Genomic DNA, 22,866 nt, shown 5'->3' with positions numbered 1-22,866 from the left:
CTGGGCGCGGTCCTGAGCCTGCGCCTTGGACTGCGCGGCCATGGCGTTGGTCGCTGCGGCCTGTGCCGCGAGGTCGGCGGCGTCGGTGGCTGCCGCGTGGTCCATGACGACCCCCACGGCGCCGGACAGCAGATCGGTGAGGTTATCCGGCACGGGCAGGGCGGGGGCCGCGGTGTCCAGAGCGTCGCACCATTCTTGCGCGTGCGCGAGCATGGTCGTGGCGTCGTGGTCGGCGCAACTGTGGGCTGCCCTCCAGATGCGGGTGAGTGTGGCCAGCAGGTTGGCGCCCAGCACCTTTTCGCACAGATCGGCGACGGCCCGGGTCTCGCCGGCGTCCAGGATGCCGACGTCACGGCGGCCGAGGACCAGGGCCGCCACGGCGGCGGCGTGCTCGATGCCCTGGAGGGTGGGGTGGGCGATGTCGGGCATGACCAGGGTTCGGGCACTGGTGCGCAGGTAGGTGCGGTCCGTGGGCCGCGTGATCAGGTGTGCGCCTTCGACGCGGCTCTCCTCCAGCAGGAGCGCGGCCTCGACGACACGGGGGTTGGCTCCGGCAGGCGCCGTCCAGACGGAGTGGGCCGCGTGCGCGGCCTCGTGGACGAACACTCCCCAGGCGGCGGGATACCGCTCCTCGTCGCCCACGATCCGCGGATGGATCTCGTGGGGCTTCAGCGGGGCGAACAGGCGGGCGTCGAACTCGACCTCGCCCAGAGTGGGGAAGAACGCGGCCGGTGCGCCGCTGCGCGTGCCGGGGCGGCAGGTGACGAGGAGGTCCTGGCGGCCGGAGAGGGCGACCAGCCGGTCGCCGAGTTCGGCTCCCACGCGCAGCCACAAGTGCGGGGAGGAACGGGGCTGCGCGGGCGGGGCGCCGTCGTCGTCCCACCGCGCGAGGTCGGCGTCGTCGTCCGGCGTGGTGACGGGGGACTGGACGTGGTGGTGGGCGCTCATCGCGAGCGGCCCCGGTGCGCGGAGCCGGTGCCGCCCGGGGGCTGCCGGACGGCCGAGGTGGAGAGCTGCTTGCCGAGGGTGAGGGGCGCGATCTTCTTGACGCCGACAGCCTTGATGACGGCGGCGGCGACGGCGTCGCGATCCTCCACAGGAGCGATGCCGACCAGGTTCGCGAGCGCGGCCTTGGTGCCGAGGACGGCCTCGGTCTTCTGGTAGCTGAGCAGTTCCCGCAGTTGGGGGGCCCAGCCCAGCTCGCCGAGTTCGACTTGGTGGGCGAGGTGTCGGGCGACCCGGACCACCCGGGCATCGATCCTCAAGGCCAGGGCGAGGTCATAGTCCGTGCCGATCTGGATCTGCACGCTGAACCGGCTCGCGAGCGCCTCCGTCAACACCGCCCCGTGGACGCCGGGATTGTGGCCCGCCACCACGTAGAAGCCCGGCTCGGCCTTAATGGTCTCGCCCTTGTGGGCCTTGACCTGGATCTGCCTGCGCCCGTCCATCGCGGGATACAGCGCCGCCAGGACCTTCGGTGAGATCAAGGTGGCATCGTCGATCAGCAGGGCGCGGCCCTCGGTCATCGCGGTGACCAGCGGACCGTACTGGAAGACGTAGGCTCCCGCGTCGTCCTGCGTGTACTCGCCGATCAAGTCGCCGACCGTGGTGTCGCCGTCACCGGCGACGGTGAGCAGGTCCGGGAACGCCGCCTCGACCAGACTCGTCTTGCCGGTGCCCGGAGGGCCGTAGAGCAGCACCGGCACGTCGGCGTCGCGCAAGCGATTCAACGCCTCGACGTCGGGCAGATCGGCCAGCTCCCGGGGGTGGTATAGCTGGCCCCCCGCGCGGCGGATCGGGCCGGTCTGCCTGGGCGGGGCTGCTGCGGGAGTGGTCGTGCGGGCGGTGGCCGGCTGGGCGCGGGGAGGGTGGGTGCCCGGTGGGCTGATCACAGCGGTCTGCGCGGCTGCGGCGGTTTTCGCGTTCGCGCGGAACTCCGGTTGTCCACTTCCGCCTTGGTCGGCCTCGCCGCGTCGCACCAGGGTGAGGGCGGCGTTGCGGACGGCGCCGTGGGAGTGGCCCAGCTGCCGGGCCATGTCCCCGATGGTGAGCGTGTCCGCCGGCCGGTCGGCCAGCAGTCGGGCCACCTTGGCCCGTAGTTCGCCGCCCTTGGTGCGCGCTGGACTGGTAGGCGGTCCGGGTGTGGTCAAAACGAGGCCCCTTCAACAGATGCGGGTGCGGGCGGGGTTGGCGATGCCTTGGAGAGGCTGGCCGCTCTCGGAGCGGATCACGGACTGTGCCGACATCGGCGACCGGGCAGGCCGGGGCGTACCGTCGGCGCTCACCGGCCGACCGAGGGCTCGGTCCAGGTGCACGGGATGGCCGGCGACGAGCAGCTCGCCGGCTGCCGAGCAGGCCCGTGCGTCCGCTCCGTACCGGGTTCCGTCGCTCGGCAGGCGCAGCCTGGCGTCTCTTCGAAGCCGGCCTGGAGCAGGATCCGCCGGGCGGCGGCGTTGTAGCCGGTGGTGGTGATCTCGCCGGTGATGGTGTGCCGGATCGTCATGAACGGCTCTGCTGGTGCTTCGGGCAAGGCGGGACTCCTATCGGTGGTGGCGGGAAGGCGGTGGGGTGGTGGGCGAAGGCGAGGCGGGCCCGGAGCTTCCAGCACATCAGCGGTGCGTGGCTGGACCACGAACGATGGGCAATGACTGCCGACATGCTCCAGGGCGGGCCCTCACCGCCCCGCAGCTACCTGACTCGCCTTTCCGCACGTTCTGATAGCCGGGTGTACCAACAACGGCCATAAATGGATCTCCTCAAAAGGGTTGGAAAGTGGGGGTGTTGCGCCCGGATCAGGGCGTCTTGTGCCGGCCTCGGAGCGGGCGGCGGTGCCGGCCGCACTGCATGTGTCCGGTGGGGCCGAGACGTCGGCGAGCGGCGAGAAGGACGGTGAGAGCGAAGGCCGCGCCGGCGGCGGGGAGCGCAGCGCTGGCGAGAGGCTGCTCGGCGAGGCGTCCGGCGAGGGCGGTGCCGGCGGACTGCCCGGCGCCGATCGCGAGGATCAGCCACGCGTACGCCTCGCTGGTGCGGCCTGCGGGGGTGAGGGCGTCGGTGGTGACGTAGGCGCAGGCGACCACGATGGTCAGGAACGCACCGGGCACGGTGACCGCGGCCGTGGCCGCATACGGGGCCGGAAGGGCAAGGAGCGGGAGCCACCCGGCCAGGAACGCGGCTGTGGCGATGATCAGTCGCCTGGTAGTGGTGCCGGTCCAGGTGCGGATTCCGTAGATGAGGCCGCCGAGGAAGGCGCCGGTGGAGAACGCGGCGGGGATGATGCCCGAGAGCATGTCCTGGTGGTGGTGCTCGGCCATGGAGATGGACCACACGTTCATGGCTCCGATCGCGAACCCGATGCCGGTGAGGGAAACGAACAGCAGCAACGCGGCAGGGGTGGCCAACTGCCGAGCCGGGGCCGCGTCCTGCCCCACGAACGGTTCGGGTCGCCAGCGTCGCGACGGCGGAGCGAGGGCGACAGCGGCGGTGCCGGCCAGGCCGAGGGCTGCGGTGACGGCGAGCGCGACGGCGGGGTTGTACGCGGAGGCGAGCGCCGCGGAGAGCAGGGGGCCGACGATGTACAGCAGGCCCTGCGTGCCGGTGTCGAGCGCGAGCGCGGCGTGCCGCAGCCGGGGGTCTGGCAGCACGCTCGGCCACAGCGTCCGGAGTCCGGCCTCCAGGGGAGGCGTGGTCAGGCCGCCGACGACGACGATGGCCGTGGCGAGGCCCGGTCCGCCATACGGTCCGGCCAGGGGCAGAGCCACCAGGAGGGCCGAGTTGAGCAGGGCTGCCGGAAGATGCACCGCGCTCTGGCCGTGGCGGTCCATGAGGCGTCCCTTGACCGGCTGGGACAGCGCGGAGGACAGCCCGTACAGGGCGCTGAGCAGCCCGCCGAAGGCGATGCTGCTGCCGCTCGTGGTGGCCAACAGAAGGATGGCGACGGGCGCCATGCCGTTGGGAAGCCGGCCGGTGAGGGTGCCGCAGAGGAGGCGGGCGACGTACGGGCTGCCCAGCACCGCGCCGTAGGAGATGCGCGGGGCCGGGGCCGGGGATGCGGTCAGGGACAACGGTGCTTAGCGGTGGCGGGCGGGCGTGATGGCGCGGGGCGGCGGCGTGGGTGGTGCGGTGTCCACGGCCGGACGCGGGCGGACGCGCGGCACGGGGGTGCGGTGCGGCGGCAGGACGGCGACGGTCGCGCCGAGGTCCTCGGCCGCCTCCTCGACTTCGCGGGTGAGGAACTCGATCTGCCGGCCCAGCGCCGAGAGGCGGGCGGCGATCTGGCGGCCCTGCACGGTCTCCAGCGCGCTGGCGAACTGGCTGCTTGTTTCCAGGAGTTCCTGGAGGCGGACCATCGGGCCCGGGGTGTAGCCGCGCTGGACGGCGCCGAGGAGAGCTTCGGAGGCGTCTGCTGCGGTCTGGCCTTCGACGACGTCGCGGATGAGTTCCTGCAGCGACACCTCCGGGACCGGCACTGGGCGGTTGAACCGGGAGACGTCCGCGCGCAGCACACCGGGAGGGACCGGGGCAGGCAGTACCTTCCCTGCTTCGTATTCGTGGGCGTAGTGCCCGATCACCTGCCAGCCCGGTGCGTCCGGGTCTCCTCGCAGCGCGACCAGCGTCGAGTCATCGTTCTCGATGAGGTGGGCGAGGGTGATCGGCTGCCCGTCGGCGGCGTACCACGACTCGGTCAGTTCCAACTCGCCTCGCCTCTGCGCGGCCTGGGCCATCTCGGTCCACATCCGCTGTTCTTCGTCGGTCAGCGGGGCCTTGTGGTGGTGGTGCTTGTTCTGGTCGGCGAGGTCGCTGGCGATGAAGCTGTGATCCGCCCAGGCGGCGAGGTGCGGCCACAGGGCCGAGTGCTGAGCGCGTTCGGCCCGGGAGCCGGGGGCGGCCGGCCGGTCGAGGGCCCGGCGGATCTCGGCGGCGCAGGCGGCCAGGCCATCCAGCACGGCCCGCCACCCGGACAGGTGCCGGGCAGGTGGCAGCGCGTCGAGCGCACGGCGGGCGGCGTCGAGCAGAGTGTCGGTGTGCGGGGCGAGGTGTGTGGTGTACGCCTCCACCGCCGCCCTGTTGCGGTGGGCTCGTGCGGCTGCCGCGGCGCCTGCGTGGACGATGCGACCGTAGCGGTCGCATGCCATGTCGAGCGCGACCTCGCTCTCGCGGTCGATGACCGCCATCCGCAGCCGGAAGTTGCGTGCACCGTCCGCGAGTTCCGGTGTCACCGGGACGGAGCCGTCCGGGGTCGGATTGCTCGCAGGCGTCATCGGGACCGTCCACTGCCCGAGGCCGTCAGGTGGACGGTCGGTGCGTAGGTGGGCTTCGGCGGGATCGGCCGGGCCGAGGGCGGGGAAGTGGTGGGCGGTGTGGCGCGCTGCGTCGTTCGGCCGGCTGCGGCTTGGGCGAGACGGCTGCGGCGCTCCTGGAGCCCGTTCTTCCGGACCGGGCGTGGTGGGCCGGCGGAGAGGGACGGGTCGAGGCGAATGTCGGCCTGCACGCTGTAGCCGAGGCTGCGCAGGTCGTGGACGGCTTGGCGGGTACGGCGCAGCCCATCGCGTTCCGGCTCGGTGAGCCGGTACAGGCCCGGCGAAAAAGGGACGGGCTCGAACTGCTCGCGGACGAGGAACCACTCGGCCAGGTGAGGGGTGAAGCTCGGTGCGGCGGTGGCGACGAAACCGTGTTCGGGATGGGCACGGAAGCGGAAGTGGTCGGACAGAGAAGGATGCCTTCTTTCTACTGGTCAGCGGAGAGGGGACGGCGGATGGGCCGTGGTACGCCGGGCTGGTCTCAAGGGGGCGGGTCCGCCGGGGGAGGGCTGGGCGAACGTCGGGGCCGGGCATGCTGTCGCTTCCGCCGTCCCGCTTGGTGAGTCCGGCCTGGTCCAAGGCGGTGTCGGCCCACTGGTACTGCTCGCCGTGGGCGATGGCGGCCAGGGCGGCGGCGCGGCTGTAGGCGAGCCGGATCTCGGCAAGAGGGTCCGGGGGCATCCCGGGGTCTGCTGGTGTCGTTGAGTGGCGGTTCGGCTGCCGTGGCTGGGCGGCGGCAGCTGGCTGGGTCCGTGGGCCGGTCGTGCGCGGTGTGGACGGCCCAGACGGTGCCGGGGTGGAGGCCGCGCGCAGGACGGCGGCGGTCTGGCGCAGGCGTGCGCGTGCCGTGACGTACTTCTCGGCCGTCATGATCCGCAGGACGGCTCCGGGAAATAGCGGGTTAGCGGGTACGGGATGCGGTGGTGGATGCCGTCGGCGGGGATGGTGTGGTCACGGCCGGTGTCGCCCGTGTATCGGCGGCGGCACGCAGTTGCTTCGCGGCGCGGGCGAGGCAGGTGCGGCTCTCACCGAGCCGGTCCACGAGATCTTGGTGCGCGGAGGCGATCGCCCGGGTGGGGGCGGGACCAGGCGCTTGGTGGGTGAGGTCGGCGTGGAGGCCGAGGTGGTGGACGACGGCGCCGAGGGCGCCGAGCGCGGCACTGGTGGGCTCGGCCGCTCGGGCGAGCGCGAGCGTGGTGCGGCGGTGAGTGGCCGTGACGCGGGTGGGGTAGCGGGCGGCGGCCCGGTGGCGGAAGGCGGTCTCGCCGACGAGGTAGGTCAGCAGGCTGGCCAGGTGGCGGACTTCGTCGTCCAGGATCTCGCTCAGGGCCGGGTCCGGTTGGATCTGGTCGGGGAGCGGGAGGTGGTCGGCCACGGTGTTGAGCCGGTCGGCCACGTGGTGCAGCAGCATCCGCTGGTCAGGATCGGACAGCGACAACTCCGGGATGCGGGAATGGAGGGGCCTACCGTCGCGCTGAGGGCGGCGGCTTCGCGGGTGCCGGCAGTCCGCCGGGCCCGATCGTGAGCGAGAGGGTCGGCGGTGAGGGGACCTTCGGTGTGGCGTGGCGGAAGTTGACGCCGATGCCCTGGGCGGTGAGCAGCCGCACTGCGGTCTGGATCAGCAGGGCCCGCCGGACGTCGGTGTAGGAGGCGGGCAGCACGAACGCGTACTGGTCCATGCTGTAGGAGAAGTGGCAGGTGAACAGCACCATGCGGGCTTCCTTGGGCACCGAGTCGTACGGTGCGCCCACCACGCCGTCGGGATACCAGACCAGCGTGACGCTCTGGGCGACCTCCGGCGCGGCGGTGCGGTGCGGAGGCTCCGGCCGGGCACGGGCGTCGCGGCGTACGGCATCGAGGGCGTGGAGATAGCGCGGCAGCAGCCGGCGTGCGATGGCGGAGGCGGCGCGGACCGGATTGTCGGGGATGCTGATGCCCATCGGGTCGGCCACCACGCTGAAGTTGTGCCGCTTGACGCCCTGCGGCTTCAGCGCCGCCACCAGGAACTGATGCGGGTTGTGTGGCCGGGCGGTGACGGAGAGCTGCGTGTTGTCGGGGCCGTTCAGTACCGCACTGTGTTCGAGGTCGTAGTCCAGCAGCGCCGAGCGGGCGGGGCCGCAGTCCCAGAGCCGGTCGGCGGCTGGCTGTTGGTCCTCGAAGCTGGGATACGTCTGGTCTTCGCTGCGCCAGGTGCCGGGCAGGCGTTCGGCGAGCGCGGCGGCGAAGGCGGACAGGTGGGTTCGGGATGCGGTCATGAGTTCCTGAGGCGTCGGGCAGCCTGGTGGTAGCGGGGCAGGAGCCGCCGGGAGATCGTGTGCGCGGCGCGGACGGCCTCGGCGGGGACTGCGATCGCGTGCGGGGCGTTGTCGTCGCCGAAGTAGTCGTGGGTGATGCCGTGCAGGGATAGCGCGCCGACGAGGACCTGCCCGCGGTGCAGCGGGCGGTCGATCACGACGAGCTCAAGGCGGCTGGGGCCGGTGAGAATCGCGGCGCGGGAAACGCGGAATTGCATCCAGGCACTGGCCAAAGACGCGTTGTCCCACAGGTCGTCGAAGAAGTCGAGCTGGCTGTCCGGATCGGCGAAGTCGGTGATGTAGGAAACCCATTCGCCGGGCAGCCGGTGACACAGGCCATGGGCGAGGGACTCCAGATCGCTGCCGGAGGTGGCGATGCGGACGGCCTCACGCTGTGAACGCCGGTACTCCCGTTGCTGGTTGTCGCGCCACAGTTCCCCGACGCGCTTGCCCGCAGCGGGAGAACCAGCGTCCGCGAAGATGCGGGGCAGGTGGTATTCCACGCCGATGCCTTGCCGGTCGGCATCGGCGAGGAACCGTGTGAGCCGGGCCGGAACGTCGTGGTCGTACCTGTCGTGGATCAGGATGGAGCCGAAGACGCCTCGTGGGCGCCAGAAGCCGTGGTCGGTAAGGAGGGTGTGGGCTGCTGCGGGGGCGTCGTTGCTGGTGAGGGCGATGACACCGATCTGGTCGTGATCGCCGAGGCTAATGGCGGGCATGGGCTTGTCTGCAGGTCCGTCAGTGTCGAACAACGCCAGGCTCGTGCGAGTGGAGCTGATGTCGGACGATGAAGCTCCGGCCGGTGACCCGCCATCGTCCGGGACGTGGCCGGTGTGGTCGAGCAGTTCGAGGGGCTGGGAGGCACTGCGCAGTTCGAGGTGCTGCTGCGACCGGTGCGGCGTCGGCTGTTCAGCGGGTTCTGGCACGGGGACCTCGTGGTGTCGGGAGGGCGGGGGCTACATCGCTTGTCGCCGTGGGCGGGTGTTTCTTCGATCTCATGGCAGCCATGTGACCTGGTCGTACACGTCGTCGGAGGTCTGCTCGCGGGGGCGGAGCCGTCGACGGAGCGTCGGGGGCGGCGAAGGGTTGGGTGCCGCCGATGAGGGAGGGATGGCCGTCGAGTTCGTCGAGCCAGTTGAGGAGTTTGGGCAGGTTCTTGTCGGGCCCGAACGCGAGGTAGGTGCCGTCGGCGCTGTCGCAGCCGAACCACTCGGCTATCCCCAGCCTGATCCGGGAGTTGACGCGGCCCATGTGCACGCCTTTGCCGCGGGCCTTCGCCTCGCGGGCCAGCTGTTCGGCGACGGGGCCGAGTTTCCACTGGGTCGATCCGGCCAGGAACAGGACGTCGAAGTCGTCCCAGGGCAGCAGCCCGGGGGCATCGCAGCCGTCCTGCGCCGCGTACGCCGCGGGGATGCCCAGATCGCGGATGCGGGCCAGCCACGGCAGGGACTCGGTGAGGGTGCCGGCGGCGTCGAACGGCTGGTCCGGGGCGAGCGCCCACAGACAGCGGTCCGGCCCGTACCGCTCGACCGTCCGCTCCAGCCAGACGAACCACGCCTCGGCGCCGGGCCAGTAGCGGCCCTTGCCGTCGCTGCCGAACTTGGAGTTGTCACAGGCATACAGCGCGCCGTCGGGGATGCGGCTGCCTTGCGCCGGGGTGGTCATGCAGCCGAGGCGTCCGGCGCTCATCGCGGCCCGTATCTCAGGCCCCGAGGGAGTGCCGAGGTAGCGCAGCGTGCACCTCCCCTGCGGCGCGGGCCGTCAACCGGGCCCCGGCTATACGGGAGGCCATGAAGTCGGGCGTGCGGCTCGTGGACCTCACCGCCCCGTAACGGCGGCGGCACGTTCCAGGTCTTTGGGACAGATGAGGGCGCGCACAGTGATCATCGGGGGCGCCTCGTTCACCGGGTGCGACCCGGCCTGGGGGGCTTTGCCGCCGGGAGCCTGGGGCTTTGGCTCGGAGGGAGAGCAGCGCTGGTGCTGTGGCGCGCGGGGGCCAGGGCACGCATGCGGTCGACAGCGGTGTGCAGGTCCTCACCGAGACTGCGCAGGGCGGCTGCGGCGTCCTCAAGGTCGTAGTGGAGGTCGAATCCGTCGTCCTGCTCGGTTTGCTTGGCTTTTTCCCCGGCTGCTTCGAAGAACTCGCCGAGCCGCTCCAGCAGGCCGCTGGTGGGGTCCAGGACCTGGTGCAGCAGGGCGGCGGCGTCCGCAGGCGACTCGGTTGCGTTGAGCCAGTCGGTGAGCGCGAGGAGCGCGTCGCCGTAGACGTACGTGGTGGTGCACTCCCTGCTGGTGACAGGGCCGGCGGACGGCCCCGCTGTCTGAGTCGCTGCGTTCCCGCTCGCGGTGATGCCGGAGTCGTGCACCGTGCCGTACGTGATGTGGGTCAAACGGATGCCGTCGCCCAGGGCGACTTCGGCAGTCGCCTCGGCGGATTCGAGGGCGGCGACCCGCGCGTGGGCGTCATCGAGATCCCGGGCGCGCAGGGTGAAGTGCAGCGTGCCGTCCTGGACGACGTCGAAGAAGTCCAGGGGCTCTGGTGCGTGAGGCTGCGAGGCTGTGGGCATGAACGGGCTTCCGGTAGACGCGAGGGGAACGTGGAGCAGGCCGAGTTGGGCGAGCCGCTGGTCAATGGCCTCGATCAGGTGCGAGGCGCTGCCGCCGTGGCGGGCTTCGGGCCGCGTGGGGGCACCGGGGTCGGCCGAGGGGATCGAGTCGTAGATCAGCTCGTACAGCTCGTGGTCGTCGCGGTGTTGGCGGGTAACGGTCCACCCCTCCGGGTCTCCCGGCGGACGGCTGGACGGTGGCTCCTGAGGCGGAGAAACGATCAGGTAGCTGTCGTCAGGGAGTGATACGTGCACCAGGTACGTGCTGAGGCCGAACTCGATGTCGCATGCCAGCCCGCGCTGCCGCAGGGGCGTGGTGATGTGGGCGTGGCGGCGCCACAGCTCCTGCCACCAGGCGGTGTCCACGTTGTGGTGGTCGGGGAGCGGCGCGAGCACAGGGGCGTCGAGGGATGTGTGGCGGGCGTCGCCGTGGGGGGTGGTTAGGGGGTTGTTGTCCTCAGCGGGCACGGCTTCTCCCGCGCGGGGGTGTGTGGCGCAGCGGCGGGGTCCGGCGAGTGGGGCTTGGTTGTGGCTCCGCAAGAGGGGTGACGTCGAATTCGTACTCGTCGTAGGCGTTGATCAGGCCGTGTTCCATCTGGGCTTCGCGTTCGGCGACCTGGGCCATGAGGTCGTCGTGGTCGGCCTGGCACTGCTGGTACTCGGCCCAGTCGGCGTCGCTGAAGTGAGTGGGGCGGTTCAGGGGACTCCTTGGGAGGGTGATGCCGGCGTCGATGGTTTGGCGCGGGCTACCGGTGGCGTGCGCTCGGCCTTCCCGGCGGGGGCGCAGGGCTCTCCCGAAGGGAAGGCGCGCGGAAGAAGCGGTGGAAGTCGAGGTGGTCGTTGAGTTCCTGGACCGCGTCGCCGAGCGATTCCGACGTGCGCCGCATATAGGCGCGAGCCGTGGCGTGGTCGATGACCATGCGGTTTCCCCGGTAGTACCGGTCGGTCGGGCTGGAGGACCGGGACAGGGAAAGAGCGGTCTGCGCTGCCTCGGCGAAGTACGGGGCTGCGTGGCTCGACGTGGTGGCCGCCGTCGCGAGGTGGGCGAGTACGGCGCTGCCGGCGCGGTTGGTGCTGTGGGCGGTCCGGGCGAATTCGGCAGTCATACGGACGACGTTGCGGGAGAGGTCCTGCGCGTCGGCGGCATGCTGGAGCAGATCGGCGCAGGACGGTGTGGCTGGCACATGACCGGTCTCGTCCAGCAACTGCCACTGCTCGAAGGCGTCGAGGAATTCGGCTTTCATGCCGTCCAGTGCCCCGATCAGATGGAGGGTGGCGTCGCGAGGTATCAGTTGGCGCTGGGCATCGGAATTCATGAGCCTCTTGCTTTTGTCCGTATTGCCGTCAGTTCGGCGTGGGCGTGCTCGTGATGGGGCGGCTGCCTAGCAGCGAAGCGTTGATCTTGAACTGGTTTGCGGTGGCGTAGATCGCGGCGCGAGCGTGATCGATGTCCTGCTGCAAGAACAGGAGCAGTTCTTTCGGGGCGTCGACCTGCGCATCCGTGGGGGCCGCAAAGAACTGGTGGTGGGAGCTGATGTGGTCCATGGCCTTGGCCAGGTAATGGTGGGCGAGTCCCAGGGGCGCTGCGCACTGGCGAATGGCTGTCGCGTGCAGGTCGCGGTCGCTGCCCTTGCCGTTGAAACTGGTGACCAGGTCATCGGCGACGCAGTTCAATTCCCAGGTGATATGGGTGAGGGCCGCATCGATCGCGTTGCTGATGGCCTCGCCCTGTCCTGCGGTGACGGACTGGGGGAGTTGGTCCGCGACCCTTTTGAGGCTCCGCGCCGCTGCCCGGAGGTAGTCGGGGTTGGTTCTGCGGATGTCATGGGGGTAGGTGGAGGTGTCGTACATTCCTGTCCTGCGTGTATCCCCGAGCCGGTCGGGATCGGCTAATTTGCGGAAAATGTCATGTTTTCAGTGCATGCGGGCGTCGGTATCGAAGAGTGCCCGTTCGTGGGGGTGCAGGAGGTGCTGCACGATGAAGCTGCGGCCGGCCACTTTCCACAAGCCTCGGCCCCGGTTGAGGTGGGAGATCGCGTCGGTCTCCACCGAGGTCAGGCCCAACAGTGCTGTCGCGGCGTGGAGTTGGTCGGTCTCCTGTCGGTAGATGATGCGGGTGGAGCAGTCGGCGAGGAGACCTTCGGCAAGGGCCCGTCCTTGGGAGCCGACGTCTCCGGCGGTGAGTAGGTCGGACAGTCGGTGGATGACCATGAGGTTGGCGATGCCCAGACCCCGCGAGAGCTTCCACTGGGACTGCATGCGCTGGAGGAGGCCGGGGTGGCGCATCAGGCGCCAGGCTTCGTCGTAGACGATCCAGCGTCGGCCGCCGTGGGGGTCGGAGAGCGCGGACTCCATCCAGGCGGACGCGCAGGTCATGGCGAGGACGAGTGCGGTGTCGTCGCCGGAGCCGCCCAGGTGGGACAGGTCGATGGTGAGCATCGGCGCGTTGGGGTCGAAGGCGACGGTGGAGGGAGCGTCGAACATGCCGGCCAGGTCGCCGTGCACGAGGCGGCGCATGGCGTGGGCGAGGTCGCGGGCGGCCTCGCCCAGGCGGCCGGACATCACGCCGCCGGCCGTGTCGAGCTGGTCGGGGTTGTTGAGGGTGGCGGCGATGTCGCCGAGCAGCGGGGTACGCCCGCCAATGGCGGCCCGGGTGACGACGGCGTCCAGCGCGACGTCGAGGGCGGTGTGCTCCATCGGCATCAGGTCGCGTCCCAGGACCGTGCGGGCCAGGGAGCCGAGCAGCAGCAGACGGCGCTTGCGGATCTCCCCGGCCCAGTCGGCTTCCGTGACGCTGTTGGGGCGGGGGGCTGCGTCCAGCGGGTTCAGCTTGCCCGGCAGGCCGGGGCCGAGGGCGATGGAGGTGCCGCCGAGCGCGGCGGCAACCGGCGTCCACTCGCCCTTGGGATCGCACGGGACGTACACGCGGTATCCGAAGGCGATCGAGCGCAGGGCGAAGCTCTTGGCCAGGGCGGACTTGCCCTGACCGATGACCCCCGCGAGCAGCACGTTGGGGTTGGTGAAGCCCTCGACCCTGCCGTACAGCACGAACGGATCGAAGGTGAAGCTCGCCTCGGCATGGACGTCGCGGCCGATGTAGATGCCCTCGGCACCGAGCCCGCCCTCGGCGAGGAAGGGGTACGCGCCGGAGGCGGTGGCCGTGGTCATACGGTGGGCGGCCAGCTTGAGCTTGTTCCCGCGCGCCGAGGCAGGGCCGGGGCGTCCCGCAGGTGGATAGGTGGGCCGCGGCATCTCCTGCTCGCCACCGGTGGTCCCGGCTGGCAGGGCGGTGGTTTCGGCGCGGGCCTTGGCTACGGCTTCGGCGGCCTGCCGGCGGGCGGCCTTGCGGCTGGCGCGGTCGGTGCCGTGCGGGGTGAACAGCGGGCTGGCGCTGGCGCGATGGGCGCGGCGCGCGGGCCGGAGGGTCATGACAGGGCGGCTTTCAGACGGCGGAGATCACGGTGCGAGAGAGGATCAGACCGTCGGTGAGGCGGTGAACTGGTGCTTCCAGTGGCCCCTGCCGTCGTTGTTCCAGTCCAGGTGCAGTTCGCCGTCGGCCAGTGCGCGGCTGGAGCCGATCGTGTGGCTGAGGACGGGCGTGGTGTAGCTGTTGTTGTAGTTCGCGTCGGAGCCGCTGTTCTCCAGCCGGGACTCGATGCCGTAGTACCGCTTCGACTTCTTCACCGGGTCGGTGCCCGCCTGCGACTTCTTGACCTGGAGCGTGAAGTACGCGCCGTCGAAGATGGTGCTGTCATCGGCATAGGCGTACACCGGCCCGTCCCAGCTGATCTTGGCGTACGTGTAGACGGTGGAGCCGGAGCGCTTCGCGCACAAGCGGACGGTGACGTCCCAGTTGTCGGCCCACGGGCCCGAGTAGGAGGGGTCGTCGATCGACTTGGTGCTGGTGGTGCACCTGTAGTCGGTGGCGGCGGCCGGGCCTGCGGTCGCGAGGGCGGCGGTGCCGGTGAGCGCAGCGATGATGACCGCGGTGGAGATGGAGCGCTTCAGCGTGCGCATGCAGTGGCCTTTCTCGGGGTGGTTACTGGCTGTAGGTCGTGGTGTGGCCGTGCAGCGGGGTGCTGAGGTCGGTGGGGGTGGTGGTGCGGCGGAGGGTGTGTCCGGCGGCGAGGTGGCGCTGGCAGATGGTCAGCACCGGTGGTCCTTCCGGCAGCCGCTCGGGGTGGCACCCCGTTTCCGGGTACTCCTCGTGCGCGGGTGGCAGGAGGTGGAAGGCGTTGTGGGCCGCGGCGGTGGCCTGCCACAGCCGCAGGTGGGCGGTGGCGAGGTGTCGTCCTGCTGCCGGATGGGGTGGGCGGGTTGTCTCGGCGAGCTGGTTGAGCAGTTGAAGCAGCGCGGCGAGGTGGGCGTGGATCAGATCGAGGTGGACGCGATCTGCCACAGGAGCGGGGCCGGTTCGGGCGAGTGCGCGGTGGTGGTGGCGCAGTCCGGCGGACGCGGCGCGAAGGTAGGGGTGCGCCTCGTTGGCGGGGGAAGTAGAGGTCAAAGACAGGGGTCCTTCCTGCCGGATGGCAGGGGCTGCACGGACGGAAGGTGTCGGCTGGCGTCAGCGGGCCGCGCGTGATGCTCACGGCGGCGGGGCAGGAGGCCCGTGGAGTGCCGCGTGGTACAGCGCTCGCTCCGCCGGGGGCCTGGCCAGCAGGAGTGCGAGCGGGTCACGGACCGCATCGAGCAGAGGCGCTTGAGACGGTGCAGCGGTGGGGTGAAGGGTCAGAGAGCGGTGCGGGCCAGGGGCAGTGCGCCGAGGGTGAAGGCGTCCGGCTGCTGGAAGTTCAGGCGGCGCAGGTCGACTTGGGCGGTGACGGCCGCGGTCTCGATCTGCGCGCAGGCCGCGTCCAGGAGAGCGTCGGTCTCGGCGGAAACGGTGAGCAGGCCGGTCAGGGCGACGTCGGCGTGTCCGGCGATCAGCTGGCGTTCACGCTGTTTGACGTCGGCGTACTCGACGGAGTCGGCCTCGGAGTCGACCTGTCCGCGGCGGGCTCTCTCGTTGGCATCGGCGATGATCGCGGCCTTCTTGCGCTGGACATCGCGCAGCGCGGACTCCAGCTGCTGAGGCACGTATACAAGGGAGAGGGTGCGCCGGACGCCGGCGGTGAACATCAGCCCGTGCAGGAACCCGGCGTGGGTTTCGGTGCGGGGCCAGTTCTCGACCCAGTAGGTGGCGTGCCGGGCGGTGTCGGTGGCGAGGCGGTCGTACTCCTCGACCTGGACGACAGGGCCGGCGGCGGCCGGGTCGGCCTCGGCGCGGCCGGATGTGGACCATTGCTGCAGGCCGGAGAGGGCCTTGGGGTCGTAGGAGGTGCGGATGACGGCGGCGATCTCGCGGGCCGTCAGCCAGCCGGTGACCATCAGTCCGGCGCTGCGGGCGGCCTGCGCGATGGCCGAGGTGGTCTGCTCCATGACCGTGAACGCTCCGGGCAGCCCGCCGCCAGCCTGGCTGATGAGGCGCTTTGCGGCCTTGAGGTCCAGAGAGATCGCCAGGTACGCCTCGTGGGGGGCGGCGGCAGGGCCGGCGGAGGCGACCAGCTCGGAGTAGACCTGGCCTGCGACCGGGGTTTCGGGGCGTCCTTGCTGGGTCCAGTGGCGGGCGAGGGTGTCGCCGGAGTCGGGCACGGTGCGTTCCAGGACCTGCACGCAGGCGACGTGCCCGGTCCGGGCGATGCCCGCGAGGGCTCGGCCCCAGCCGTTGACGTTGTGGTTCTGGGTGGTGGCATCGAGCAGGGCGAAGGCGCGGGAGGAGACGCGGGCGACGGCGGTCAGGGTCTGGTGGTGCGGGTCGTGCACGGCGGCGGCGCCGTTGGCGGAGTCGCCGGGGGTGACCACGCGTAGTGAGGCGGCGGTGCCGGGCAGGTGCAGGATGCCGTCCTGGCGGGGGCGGGAGACGGGCCGGGCGAGCCACAGCGTCTGGCCTCTGCGGCGGCGCAGGGTGTAGCGCAGGACGATCGGCGCCCAGTCGATCAGCGAGCGGCCGTGGCGGCGGATCGCGACCAGCGTGGCGACTGCGGCCCACACGGGGGTCAGCGCGAGGGCGCCGAGGAGCCCGGTCGACACCACGGTGATCAGCCCCAGCGCCAAGGCGCTGCTGACCAGGAGGAGTTGGGGAAGGGACAGGCCGAGGAGGATGCCGCGGCGGGACCGGTGCGGGAACTTCACCGTGACCGGCGCGACGGAAAGATCAGACAAAGGGGGGCTGGTCCAGGAGGCGCGGGCGGGTCCCCGGGGGCGGGAGGCGAGGGGCACCTCCCGCCCCGAGGGGTGGGGCAGATGGTCAGAGGCCGGTCGGCGACGGCGGAGCGGATGCCGTGCTGCTGGTCCCGGCGGTTGGTGAGCCGGAGGACGGCGGTGTGCCTTGTGGCGGCGGGGTCGTGGTCGGCGGCGCGGACTGCCATCCGCCGGACGGACCGGCCGAGGAGCCGCCTGCTGCCGGGCTGCCGCCCACCTGACCGCTGGTGTCGTCGGAGACACTGGTCGGCGGGGGCTGTACGGCCTTCTCCAGAACGGACTTGACGTCGCCGCCCGGCGGGGCACCGGTCCCGCTGCTCTGAGAACCCTCCTGGCCTGCGTCACCACCGCTCGGGCTGGAAGCGATGTCGCCGGGGAAGCCGCCTTCCGCAAGGGCGTCTGGGCCCTGCGGGGCCGCACCGGCGCCTGCTGCGGCGCCGCCGGTCGCGGCGGTGGCGGCCATCGCGGCTGCCTTCTTCCCGGCTTGCTCGGCGTGCTGTTTCGCCAGCTGGGCACCGGCGCCGCCGGCGCGGTGCAGGGACTCTGAGTCGGATCCTTCGGCTGCCCAGTGGACGAACTTGAAGGTCGCGTACGGGCAGAGCAACACGAGGATCATGATGACGATGCCGGCGAGGACGTCGGCGAGCGCGGCCAGGCCGTCCTTCGATTCGGTCTTGCCCATCGCGGCGATTCCGAGGACGAAGATGATCGTCATCAACAGTTTCGAGACGACGAGGGTGGCGGTGGCTTCGATCCAGCCCTTGCGCCAGCGGCGTGCGGCGTCCCAGCCGCCGCCGGCCCCGGCGAAGACCGCCAGGGTGACCATCACCAGGATGCCCACCTTGCGCACCATCATCACGCACCAGTACAGGACGGCACCGAGTGCGGCTCCGAGGGCGGCGAAGACGGCGACGAGCCAGCCCATCGCCGACAGGCCCGGGAGCGCGGCGACCTTGATGATGCGGCGGACCGCGGAGGCGATGTCCAGGTTCGCGGCTTTGAACAGGCCGGCGGACAAGGCGTCGACCACTTCGATCGCGACGGTCGTCAGGGCGACGGCGGCGAAGGCGAAGATCACGCCGGACGCGGTGCCGGTGAACGCCTGGGTGAGGGCTTGGCCGTCGCGGCGGATCGCGGCGCGCACGAGCTGGGCACAGAACGTGGCCACGAGGACGATCAGTCCGATGGGGAGGATCGTCTCGTAGTTGTCGCGGAACCAGGCGGCGTTGAGGTCGACGCGGGTGGTGGTGTCGACCGCTTTGGCGGCGAGGTCGGCCGAGGTGGCGGCGAGTTCGCCGGCACTCTTGGCCATCCAGTCGCCGATCGCCTTGCCGGGGTCGGAGGCGAAATCCACGGCTTCGCCGACCGCGCAGACCGTGTCCGCGAGGGGGAGGTCGCAAAACCCCATGAGGGACTCTCCTTTCGGTCAGGGCGCGACGCGCGAGGCGATAGCGACGAGCAAGCAGTCGGCCGAGGGCCGGCACTGCACGGCGAGGGTGATGGAGCGGTCTTCCGCCCCCTGGCCGCCCTTGGCCCAGCGAATCGTCTGCTTGCCGGTGACGGTCACGGCGTAGATGTACGCCTCGGTGATCGCCGACGGATCATCGGCAAGGGCCTGTTTGAACGCGGCCGGGTAATGCCCTTCGGCGATGGTGGCGGTGGCGCGCTGCTGCTGATCGGCCATCTGCGCCCACAGCGCCGGGGTGGGCATCTGCGCGGAGACCGAGGCCCAGTCGCTGTACTGGCTCTCCTTCGTCATCCACGCCTCTATGCCGGCGAACTGCTGGGAGTGGCTGGTGTCGCGGGTGTCGTAGGACCAGAGCATCGCGGCGGCAGCCTTGGCGAACGCGAGCGGATCCGAGACCTGCGGCGGCCGGGGCACCGACCCCGTACCGGCTGCCGGATGTGACGTGCTGCCCGGGGGCTCCGGAGTGGGTGACGAGGGTGCAGCAGGGCTGGACGATGAGCGGTGCTGTTCGCCACGGCCGGAGAGGTAGGCGGTTGCCCCGGCGGCGGCGGCGGCGAGCAGGCAGGCCAGAGCGAGCGCGATCAGAGTGATGCGACGGTTGGCCGACCAGCCGACGCCGTAACGCGACAGGGAGATGGATGGTTTCCGCATCAGTTGACCTGGGAGCCGAGGGCGGAGAAGAACGCGACGATGCCGTTGGCGGCGCCGAGGCCGAGCGCGGCGCCGGCCGCGACGACCGCTCCCTTCTTCCCGTTCGCCTCGGCCTGGTGGCCACCGGTGTGGTGGCCCCATGCCCAGACGCCGAGGGAGACGGCGAATGCGCCGACGACAGCCACGATGCCGAAGAGGTTGATGCTGTTGACGACGTTCTTCAGCACGGACAGGCCCGGCAGGCCGCCCCCCTTGGGGGAGATGCCCGGGTCGTAGGCGAGCTCGATGAAGCGGTCGGCGAGGGAAGTCATGAGGATGGCGGGGCTCCTTGCATGCGCAGGCCCAAAGGGGGCCCGGCAGACGGGAAGAACGAGAAATAAGGGGGTGAGGGCGAGGCGCGGGAGGGGCCGGCGTCACAGGACGCGGCGCACCGCCAGGACGGTCCAGTCCTTGATCGCGGTGATCCGGACGGGCTTGGACGTGCGCGGGGCCTCAATGACGAGGCCCTCGCCGAGATACATGCCGACGTGCTCGGGACGGGTGGCCGTGCCGCGGCTGAAGATCAGGTCACCGGGCTTCAGGGCCTTCGTTGAGACTGCCTTGCCCTCATTGACCTGGGTGTAGGTCGTGCGGGTGAGGGTGATACCGGCGTGCGCGTACGCCTGCTGCATCAGCGAGCTGCAGTCGCAGCGGCCCATGGGGTCTTCACCATGCGGGTTGGTGCAGGAACCGCCCCACTGGTACATCGTGCCGAGCTGCTGCATCGCCCAGACGATCGCCTTCCGGGCCCGCGGGTCGGTCCCCTTGGGAATCTCGTAGCCTTCGGGCACGGCGCCTTCGGGGATCGGCCCGAAGGACGAACCGTCATCCGTCGTGCCGCAGCCGGACGCGGAAGGCGTGGCCTCGGTGTCCTTACTGGTGTCGTCCTTGTCGGCGGTGGGGAAGGTTACGGCGATGGCCTTCTGCAGCGTCGTGGCGAGCGGCTCCCACTGCGCGTACGCGTCCGGGTAACCGGACTTCTGCACGGCCTGGGCCGCCTGTGTGACGGTCATCTGCTGCCAGCCCCTCACCTCAAGCAGCGCCTTGTAGAAACGCTCGCTCGCGTAAACGGGGTCGCGGATCTGCTCTGCCGTGCCCCAGCCCTGCGACGGCCGCTGCTGGAACAAGCCCAGGCTGTCGCGATCCCCGTACGTCAGGTTGCGCAGCCGGGATTCCTGCATGGCTGTGGCGAGCGCGATGATCTGGCCCTTCTCGGGTATGCCGAGGCCGATGCCGGTGGCGACAATGGTCTGGGCGTTGGGGATCTGCTCGTCAGGCAGGGTGAGGCCCTCGACGTGGACATCCTTGCCGGAGGCACCGTCGAGGATCTTGGTGACCTGATCGGTGACGGCGTCGGTGTCCATGTCGGGCAGGCACTGGAACGCGCTGTTGGTCTGGGCGGCTTCGCTGGAGGAGACCATCATCATGGCCGCGCCGCCGAGGAGAAACGGGGAGAGGAAGACGACGCCGATGCCGGCGGCGAGCGCCTTCAACCGGTGCGGCCCCCTCGCGCGTCGGGGCTTTCGGACGGGGGCGGGTAACGAGGCGTCATGGACGTGTCCTTCGATGGAGCGGTGTCCGGCGTGCCGCGCAACGCGGGGAGCGTGGTGGAAGGGGACGCGGCGGCCAGTGGTGGGCGATGAGGGCGGTCCGGTATAGGCGAGTTGCCGCTCGCCGGATGGGCCGGGCCGTGAGCTAGGTATGCCGGGGCAGGGGGGACCTCCGCGAGGCGTGGAGAGGAATGAGCCAGCGGCGGTGTGCGCCGGGCGGTTCAAAAACTGTAGGCCCGGATCGCCGGTCGACCAAAAAGTTGGCGCGAGGGGTCGGATTCCGACCCCTCGCGGCCCGCTTTTTGGTCGACCGGCGTTATGCACCTACAGTTTTTGGACTCCCCTCGCCTTTCCCTGGTCTGCGGCCTTGGGCTTCTGCATGCCCGATTCCTGCCCGCGGGGTTCCGCTTGTGCGACGGGGGTTCTCCCGCACTCTCCCACCCGAATCGGGGTACCTCTTTGCCTTTTTCCCTGCACCAGGGCGACGCGCTGAGCGTTCTCGCCACCCTGCCGGATGACTGCGTCGACTCGGTCATCACCGACCCGCCGTACAACTCCGGCGGCCGGACCGCGAAGGAGCGCACCTCCCGCAGCGCGAAGCAGAAGTACACCTCCGCCGACGCCGGTCACGGCCTGGCCGACTTCACCGGCGAGAACATGGACCAGCGCTCCTACGGCTTCTGGCTCACGCAGATCATGACCGAGGCCCAGCGGCTGACGAAGACCGGCGGGACGGCGCTGCTGTTCACCGACTGGCGCCAGCTGCCCATCACCACGGACGCGATCCAGGCGGCCGGCTGGCTGTGGCGCGGGGTGCTGGCCTGGCACAAGCCGCAGGCCAGGCCCCAGAAGGGCCGGTTCACACAGAACTGCGAGTTCATCGTCTGGGCGTCCAACGGGCCGATCGACGCCTCCCGTAACGCCGTCTATCTGCCGGGCCTCTACAGCGCCTCACAGCCCTCGGGCGCCAAGCGCCAGCACATCACGCAGAAGCCCGTCGAGGTGATGCGCGAGCTGGTCAAGATCTCCCCGCCGGGCGGTACCGTGCTCGACTTCTGTGCCGGCTCCGGTTCCACGGGCGTCGCCGCGCTGCTGGAAGGCCGCGACTTCATCGGCGTGGAGAAGACCAAGCACTACGCCTCCATCGCGAATGACCGGCTCACGGAGACTGTCCGTCAGACCCTCACCCAGGATGACGTCGTCCTGACCTCCTAATGATGTTGTCAAGCCGCCGTTGTGACTGGGAGTTCGCTTTGGTAGCACCGTCCGTCACGGATCAGAGCCCACAGCACGTTCACTCGTCGACGGGCCAGGGCGAGGACCGCCTGGACGTGTCGCTTGCCTTCGGCGCGCTTGCGTTCGTAGAAGCGGCGGGACGCATGGCAGTTGCGGATGCTGATCAGCGCGGAGGTGTAGAAGACACGCTGGAGGCCGCGGTGATAGCGGCGGGGGCGGTGCAGGTTGCCGCTGACGCTGCCCGAGTCCCTGGGTACCGGGGCGACACCGGAGAGGCTGGCGAGTCGGTCCACAGAGCCATATCGGTTCATGTCGCCGGCGGTGGCGGCGAGGAACTCGGCACCCATCAGCGGGCCGATGCCGGGCATGCTCTCGATCACTTCGGCGAGGTCGTGTTCGCGAAACCGGGCCGCAATGAGCTTGTCGATCTCGGCGAGCTGCTCGTTGAGGCCCATCACCTCCTTCGCCAGGGTGTGGATCACCTGCGCGGTGATCTTCTCTCCTGGCAGAGCGGTGTGCTGTCGGTCGGCCGCTTCGAGGGCGGCCTCGGCAAGGGCTTCGGGTCCGCGGACCTTGCGGTTCCTCAGCCAGGTCTCCAGCCGCTTGCGGCCGGTGCGCCGCAGAGCGACAGGGGTCTGAAAGCCGGTCAGCAAGACCAGCGGTCCCACGTTGCCCAGATCGAGTACCCGTTCCAGGGCGGGGAAGATGCTGGTCAGCTGGCCGCGCAGGCGGTTGATCCTGCGAGTGCGGTCGGCGTTGATGTCGGCCCGGCGGCCGGTGAGCACGCGCAGTTCGATGGCGTGCTCGTCGTCCGGCCCCAGCGCGGTCAGGTCCCGGCGCATTCGTGCCTGGTCGGCGATGACGGTGGCGTCCTTGGCGTCCGTCTTCCCGGTGCCCCGGTAGCCGGCCGACGCGCGGTTGACCGCGAGGCCGGGTATGTAGACGAGCTGCTGACCGTGATTGAGCAGGATGTTGATCCACAGAGCGGCCATGCCGTCAGCGACGTCGACCGCCCACACCACGTCCTCATCGATCGCCAGCACGTCGGCGAGCAGGGCCATCAACTCCGGCTCATCGTTCAGCACTCGTCAGGACAACAGCCGCTTGCCCTCGGCGTCGAGCACCACGGTGTGATGGTGCGTCTTGCCGATGTCCGTCCCCGCCCAGATCCGGGCCACCTGTTCCTCCGGTCGTTCGACCTGCGATGTTCGTCCGGACGACCTCGCCAGCGCGGTCCTACTCAGCGATGCACCCCAGGGGGCCCGCAGCTCCTAATCAGCGGCCGAGTCGTCGTGAGACGCCGGGCGGCCAGGTCAGATGAACCATCGTGTGCAACCGCCTGAAAGCCATACCCGGCGTCTCTGGATCTCCGGACCTTACGACGGCCCGTCCAACCCACCCACAACGTAGGACCGCCTGAGTCATCAAGGCCGTTCCCCTGGACTGCTGTTGGGGCCCTTCCAGCGGCCGGTCGCTGGGGGTGCT

The 22,866-nt window shown here is 70.5% G+C and carries 21 protein-coding genes and 2 pseudogenes; 1 reads left to right on the top strand and 22 read right to left on the bottom strand.

The window, feature by feature from the left end; all coding sequences use genetic code 11:
• From ACWD4G_RS24200 to ACWD4G_RS24100, 21 genes and pseudogenes are all read right to left on the bottom strand, one after another.
• Positions 1-948, bottom strand: a pseudogene (locus tag ACWD4G_RS24200) (hypothetical protein); the annotation flags it as partial.
• Complete coding sequence (locus ACWD4G_RS24195) at positions 945-2,087, bottom strand: AAA family ATPase (RefSeq protein ID WP_451296676.1); 1,143 nt, start codon at positions 2,085-2,087, stop codon at positions 945-947. The gene ACWD4G_RS24195 and the pseudogene ACWD4G_RS24200, both read right to left, overlap by 4 nt.
• 194 nt (positions 2,088-2,281) lie before the next feature.
• Complete coding sequence (locus ACWD4G_RS24190; RefSeq protein WP_016572176.1) at positions 2,282-2,503, bottom strand: hypothetical protein; 222 nt, start codon at positions 2,501-2,503, stop codon at positions 2,282-2,284.
• Between the two features lie 289 nt (positions 2,504-2,792).
• Positions 2,793-4,061: an MFS transporter gene (locus ACWD4G_RS24185; RefSeq protein ID WP_451296640.1), complete on the bottom strand. Its 1,269-nt coding sequence runs from the start codon at positions 4,059-4,061 to the stop codon at positions 2,793-2,795.
• A 6-nt stretch (positions 4,062-4,067) separates the two neighbouring features.
• On the bottom strand, positions 4,068-5,258 hold the full coding sequence (locus tag ACWD4G_RS24180; protein ID WP_451296638.1) for a hypothetical protein: 1,191 nt from the start codon (positions 5,256-5,258) through the stop codon (positions 4,068-4,070).
• Positions 5,255-5,707 carry a hypothetical protein gene (locus ACWD4G_RS24175; RefSeq protein ID WP_451296674.1) on the bottom strand — a complete coding sequence of 151 codons (453 nt, stop codon included), beginning with the start codon at positions 5,705-5,707 and terminating at the stop codon, positions 5,255-5,257. The genes ACWD4G_RS24180 and ACWD4G_RS24175 overlap by 4 nt, the downstream gene beginning before the upstream one ends.
• A gap of 491 nt (positions 5,708-6,198) precedes the next feature.
• Positions 6,199-6,708: a hypothetical protein gene (locus ACWD4G_RS24170; RefSeq protein ID WP_451296636.1), complete on the bottom strand. Its 510-nt coding sequence runs from the start codon at positions 6,706-6,708 to the stop codon at positions 6,199-6,201.
• Positions 6,709-6,760: 52 nt separating this feature from the next.
• Positions 6,761-7,552 (bottom strand): hypothetical protein, encoded by a 792-nt coding sequence (locus tag ACWD4G_RS24165; protein ID WP_451296634.1) that lies wholly within the window; start codon positions 7,550-7,552, stop codon positions 6,761-6,763.
• On the bottom strand, positions 7,549-8,517 hold the full coding sequence (locus ACWD4G_RS24160) for a hypothetical protein (RefSeq protein ID WP_451296632.1): 969 nt from the start codon (positions 8,515-8,517) through the stop codon (positions 7,549-7,551). Before ACWD4G_RS24160 ends, ACWD4G_RS24165 begins: the two co-directional genes overlap by 4 nt.
• On the bottom strand, positions 8,501-9,280 hold the full coding sequence (locus ACWD4G_RS24155; RefSeq protein ID WP_451296630.1) for a hypothetical protein: 780 nt from the start codon (positions 9,278-9,280) through the stop codon (positions 8,501-8,503). The genes ACWD4G_RS24160 and ACWD4G_RS24155 overlap by 17 nt, the downstream gene beginning before the upstream one ends.
• 212 nt (positions 9,281-9,492) lie before the next feature.
• Complete coding sequence (locus ACWD4G_RS24150) at positions 9,493-10,665, bottom strand: hypothetical protein (RefSeq protein ID WP_451296628.1); 1,173 nt, start codon at positions 10,663-10,665, stop codon at positions 9,493-9,495.
• 278 nt (positions 10,666-10,943) lie between these two features.
• Positions 10,944-11,513, bottom strand: coding sequence for a hypothetical protein (locus tag ACWD4G_RS24145; protein ID WP_451296626.1), 570 nt, complete (start codon positions 11,511-11,513; stop codon positions 10,944-10,946).
• Between the two features lie 28 nt (positions 11,514-11,541).
• Positions 11,542-12,048 carry a hypothetical protein gene (locus ACWD4G_RS24140; protein WP_451296624.1) on the bottom strand — a complete coding sequence of 169 codons (507 nt, stop codon included), beginning with the start codon at positions 12,046-12,048 and terminating at the stop codon, positions 11,542-11,544.
• Between the two features lie 63 nt (positions 12,049-12,111).
• Positions 12,112-13,626, bottom strand: a complete 1,515-nt coding sequence (locus ACWD4G_RS24135) for a VirB4 family type IV secretion system protein (RefSeq protein WP_451296622.1) — start codon at positions 13,624-13,626, stop codon at positions 12,112-12,114.
• A gap of 45 nt (positions 13,627-13,671) precedes the next feature.
• The gene (locus ACWD4G_RS24130; protein WP_451296620.1) at positions 13,672-14,214 is read right to left on the bottom strand and encodes a hypothetical protein; all 543 of its coding nucleotides are present in this window, start codon (positions 14,212-14,214) and stop codon (positions 13,672-13,674) included.
• 22 nt (positions 14,215-14,236) lie between these two features.
• On the bottom strand, positions 14,237-14,701 hold the full coding sequence (locus ACWD4G_RS24125; protein WP_451296618.1) for a DUF6238 family protein: 465 nt from the start codon (positions 14,699-14,701) through the stop codon (positions 14,237-14,239).
• Between the two features lie 224 nt (positions 14,702-14,925).
• Entirely contained in the window at positions 14,926-16,398 is a 1,473-nt protein-coding gene (locus ACWD4G_RS24120) for an SCO6880 family protein (protein WP_451296617.1), read from the bottom strand.
• A gap of 85 nt (positions 16,399-16,483) precedes the next feature.
• Positions 16,484-17,845 (bottom strand): SCO6881 family protein, encoded by a 1,362-nt coding sequence (locus ACWD4G_RS24115; protein ID WP_451296615.1) that lies wholly within the window; start codon positions 17,843-17,845, stop codon positions 16,484-16,486.
• 18 nt (positions 17,846-17,863) lie between these two features.
• The gene (locus ACWD4G_RS24110) at positions 17,864-18,556 is read right to left on the bottom strand and encodes a hypothetical protein (protein ID WP_451296613.1); all 693 of its coding nucleotides are present in this window, start codon (positions 18,554-18,556) and stop codon (positions 17,864-17,866) included.
• Positions 18,556-18,867, bottom strand: a complete 312-nt coding sequence (locus tag ACWD4G_RS24105; protein WP_451296611.1) for a DUF6112 family protein — start codon at positions 18,865-18,867, stop codon at positions 18,556-18,558. Before ACWD4G_RS24105 ends, ACWD4G_RS24110 begins: the two co-directional genes overlap by 1 nt.
• Before the next feature lie 102 nt (positions 18,868-18,969).
• On the bottom strand, positions 18,970-20,088 hold the full coding sequence (locus tag ACWD4G_RS24100) for a C40 family peptidase (protein WP_451296609.1): 1,119 nt from the start codon (positions 20,086-20,088) through the stop codon (positions 18,970-18,972).
• A 516-nt stretch (positions 20,089-20,604) separates the two neighbouring features.
• Here ACWD4G_RS24100 and ACWD4G_RS24095 point away from each other — a divergent pair.
• Positions 20,605-21,360 carry a DNA-methyltransferase gene (locus tag ACWD4G_RS24095; protein ID WP_451296607.1) on the top strand — a complete coding sequence of 252 codons (756 nt, stop codon included), beginning with the start codon at positions 20,605-20,607 and terminating at the stop codon, positions 21,358-21,360.
• An 8-nt stretch (positions 21,361-21,368) separates the two neighbouring features.
• On the opposite strand, the pseudogene ACWD4G_RS24090 reads toward ACWD4G_RS24095, so the two are convergent.
• Positions 21,369-22,559: pseudogene (locus ACWD4G_RS24090) on the bottom strand (IS110 family transposase).
• Between the last annotated feature and the right edge of the window lie 307 nt (positions 22,560-22,866).

Source organism: Streptomyces sp. NPDC002643 (assembly GCF_053592555.1).
The sequence above is the reverse complement of the archived record's forward strand: the minus strand, read 5'-3'. Positions and strand labels throughout refer to the sequence as shown.

What these genes read in the sequence shown, in the direction of transcription:
- ACWD4G_RS24165 (WP_451296634.1), bottom strand. Translation starts at nt 7,552, where the DNA reads ATGACCGCATCCCGAACCCACCTGTCCGCCTTCGCCGCCGCGCTCGCC.
- ACWD4G_RS24115 (WP_451296615.1), bottom strand. Translation starts at nt 17,845, where the DNA reads ATGGGGTTTTGCGACCTCCCCCTCGCGGACACGGTCTGCGCGGTCGGC.
- ACWD4G_RS24135 (WP_451296622.1), bottom strand. Translation starts at nt 13,626, where the DNA reads ATGACCCTCCGGCCCGCGCGCCGCGCCCATCGCGCCAGCGCCAGCCCG.
- ACWD4G_RS24155 (WP_451296630.1), bottom strand. Translation starts at nt 9,280, where the DNA reads ATGAGCGCCGGACGCCTCGGCTGCATGACCACCCCGGCGCAAGGCAGC.
- ACWD4G_RS24190 (WP_016572176.1), bottom strand. Translation starts at nt 2,503, where the DNA reads ATGACGATCCGGCACACCATCACCGGCGAGATCACCACCACCGGCTAC.
- ACWD4G_RS24170 (WP_451296636.1), bottom strand. Translation starts at nt 6,708, where the DNA reads ATGCTGCTGCACCACGTGGCCGACCGGCTCAACACCGTGGCCGACCAC.
- ACWD4G_RS24140 (WP_451296624.1), bottom strand. Translation starts at nt 12,048, where the DNA reads ATGTACGACACCTCCACCTACCCCCATGACATCCGCAGAACCAACCCC.
- ACWD4G_RS24145 (WP_451296626.1), bottom strand. Translation starts at nt 11,513, where the DNA reads ATGAATTCCGATGCCCAGCGCCAACTGATACCTCGCGACGCCACCCTC.
- ACWD4G_RS24130 (WP_451296620.1), bottom strand. Translation starts at nt 14,214, where the DNA reads ATGCGCACGCTGAAGCGCTCCATCTCCACCGCGGTCATCATCGCTGCG.
- ACWD4G_RS24110 (WP_451296613.1), bottom strand. Translation starts at nt 18,556, where the DNA reads ATGCGGAAACCATCCATCTCCCTGTCGCGTTACGGCGTCGGCTGGTCG.
- ACWD4G_RS24180 (WP_451296638.1), bottom strand. Translation starts at nt 5,258, where the DNA reads ATGACGCCTGCGAGCAATCCGACCCCGGACGGCTCCGTCCCGGTGACA.
- ACWD4G_RS24105 (WP_451296611.1), bottom strand. Translation starts at nt 18,867, where the DNA reads ATGACTTCCCTCGCCGACCGCTTCATCGAGCTCGCCTACGACCCGGGC.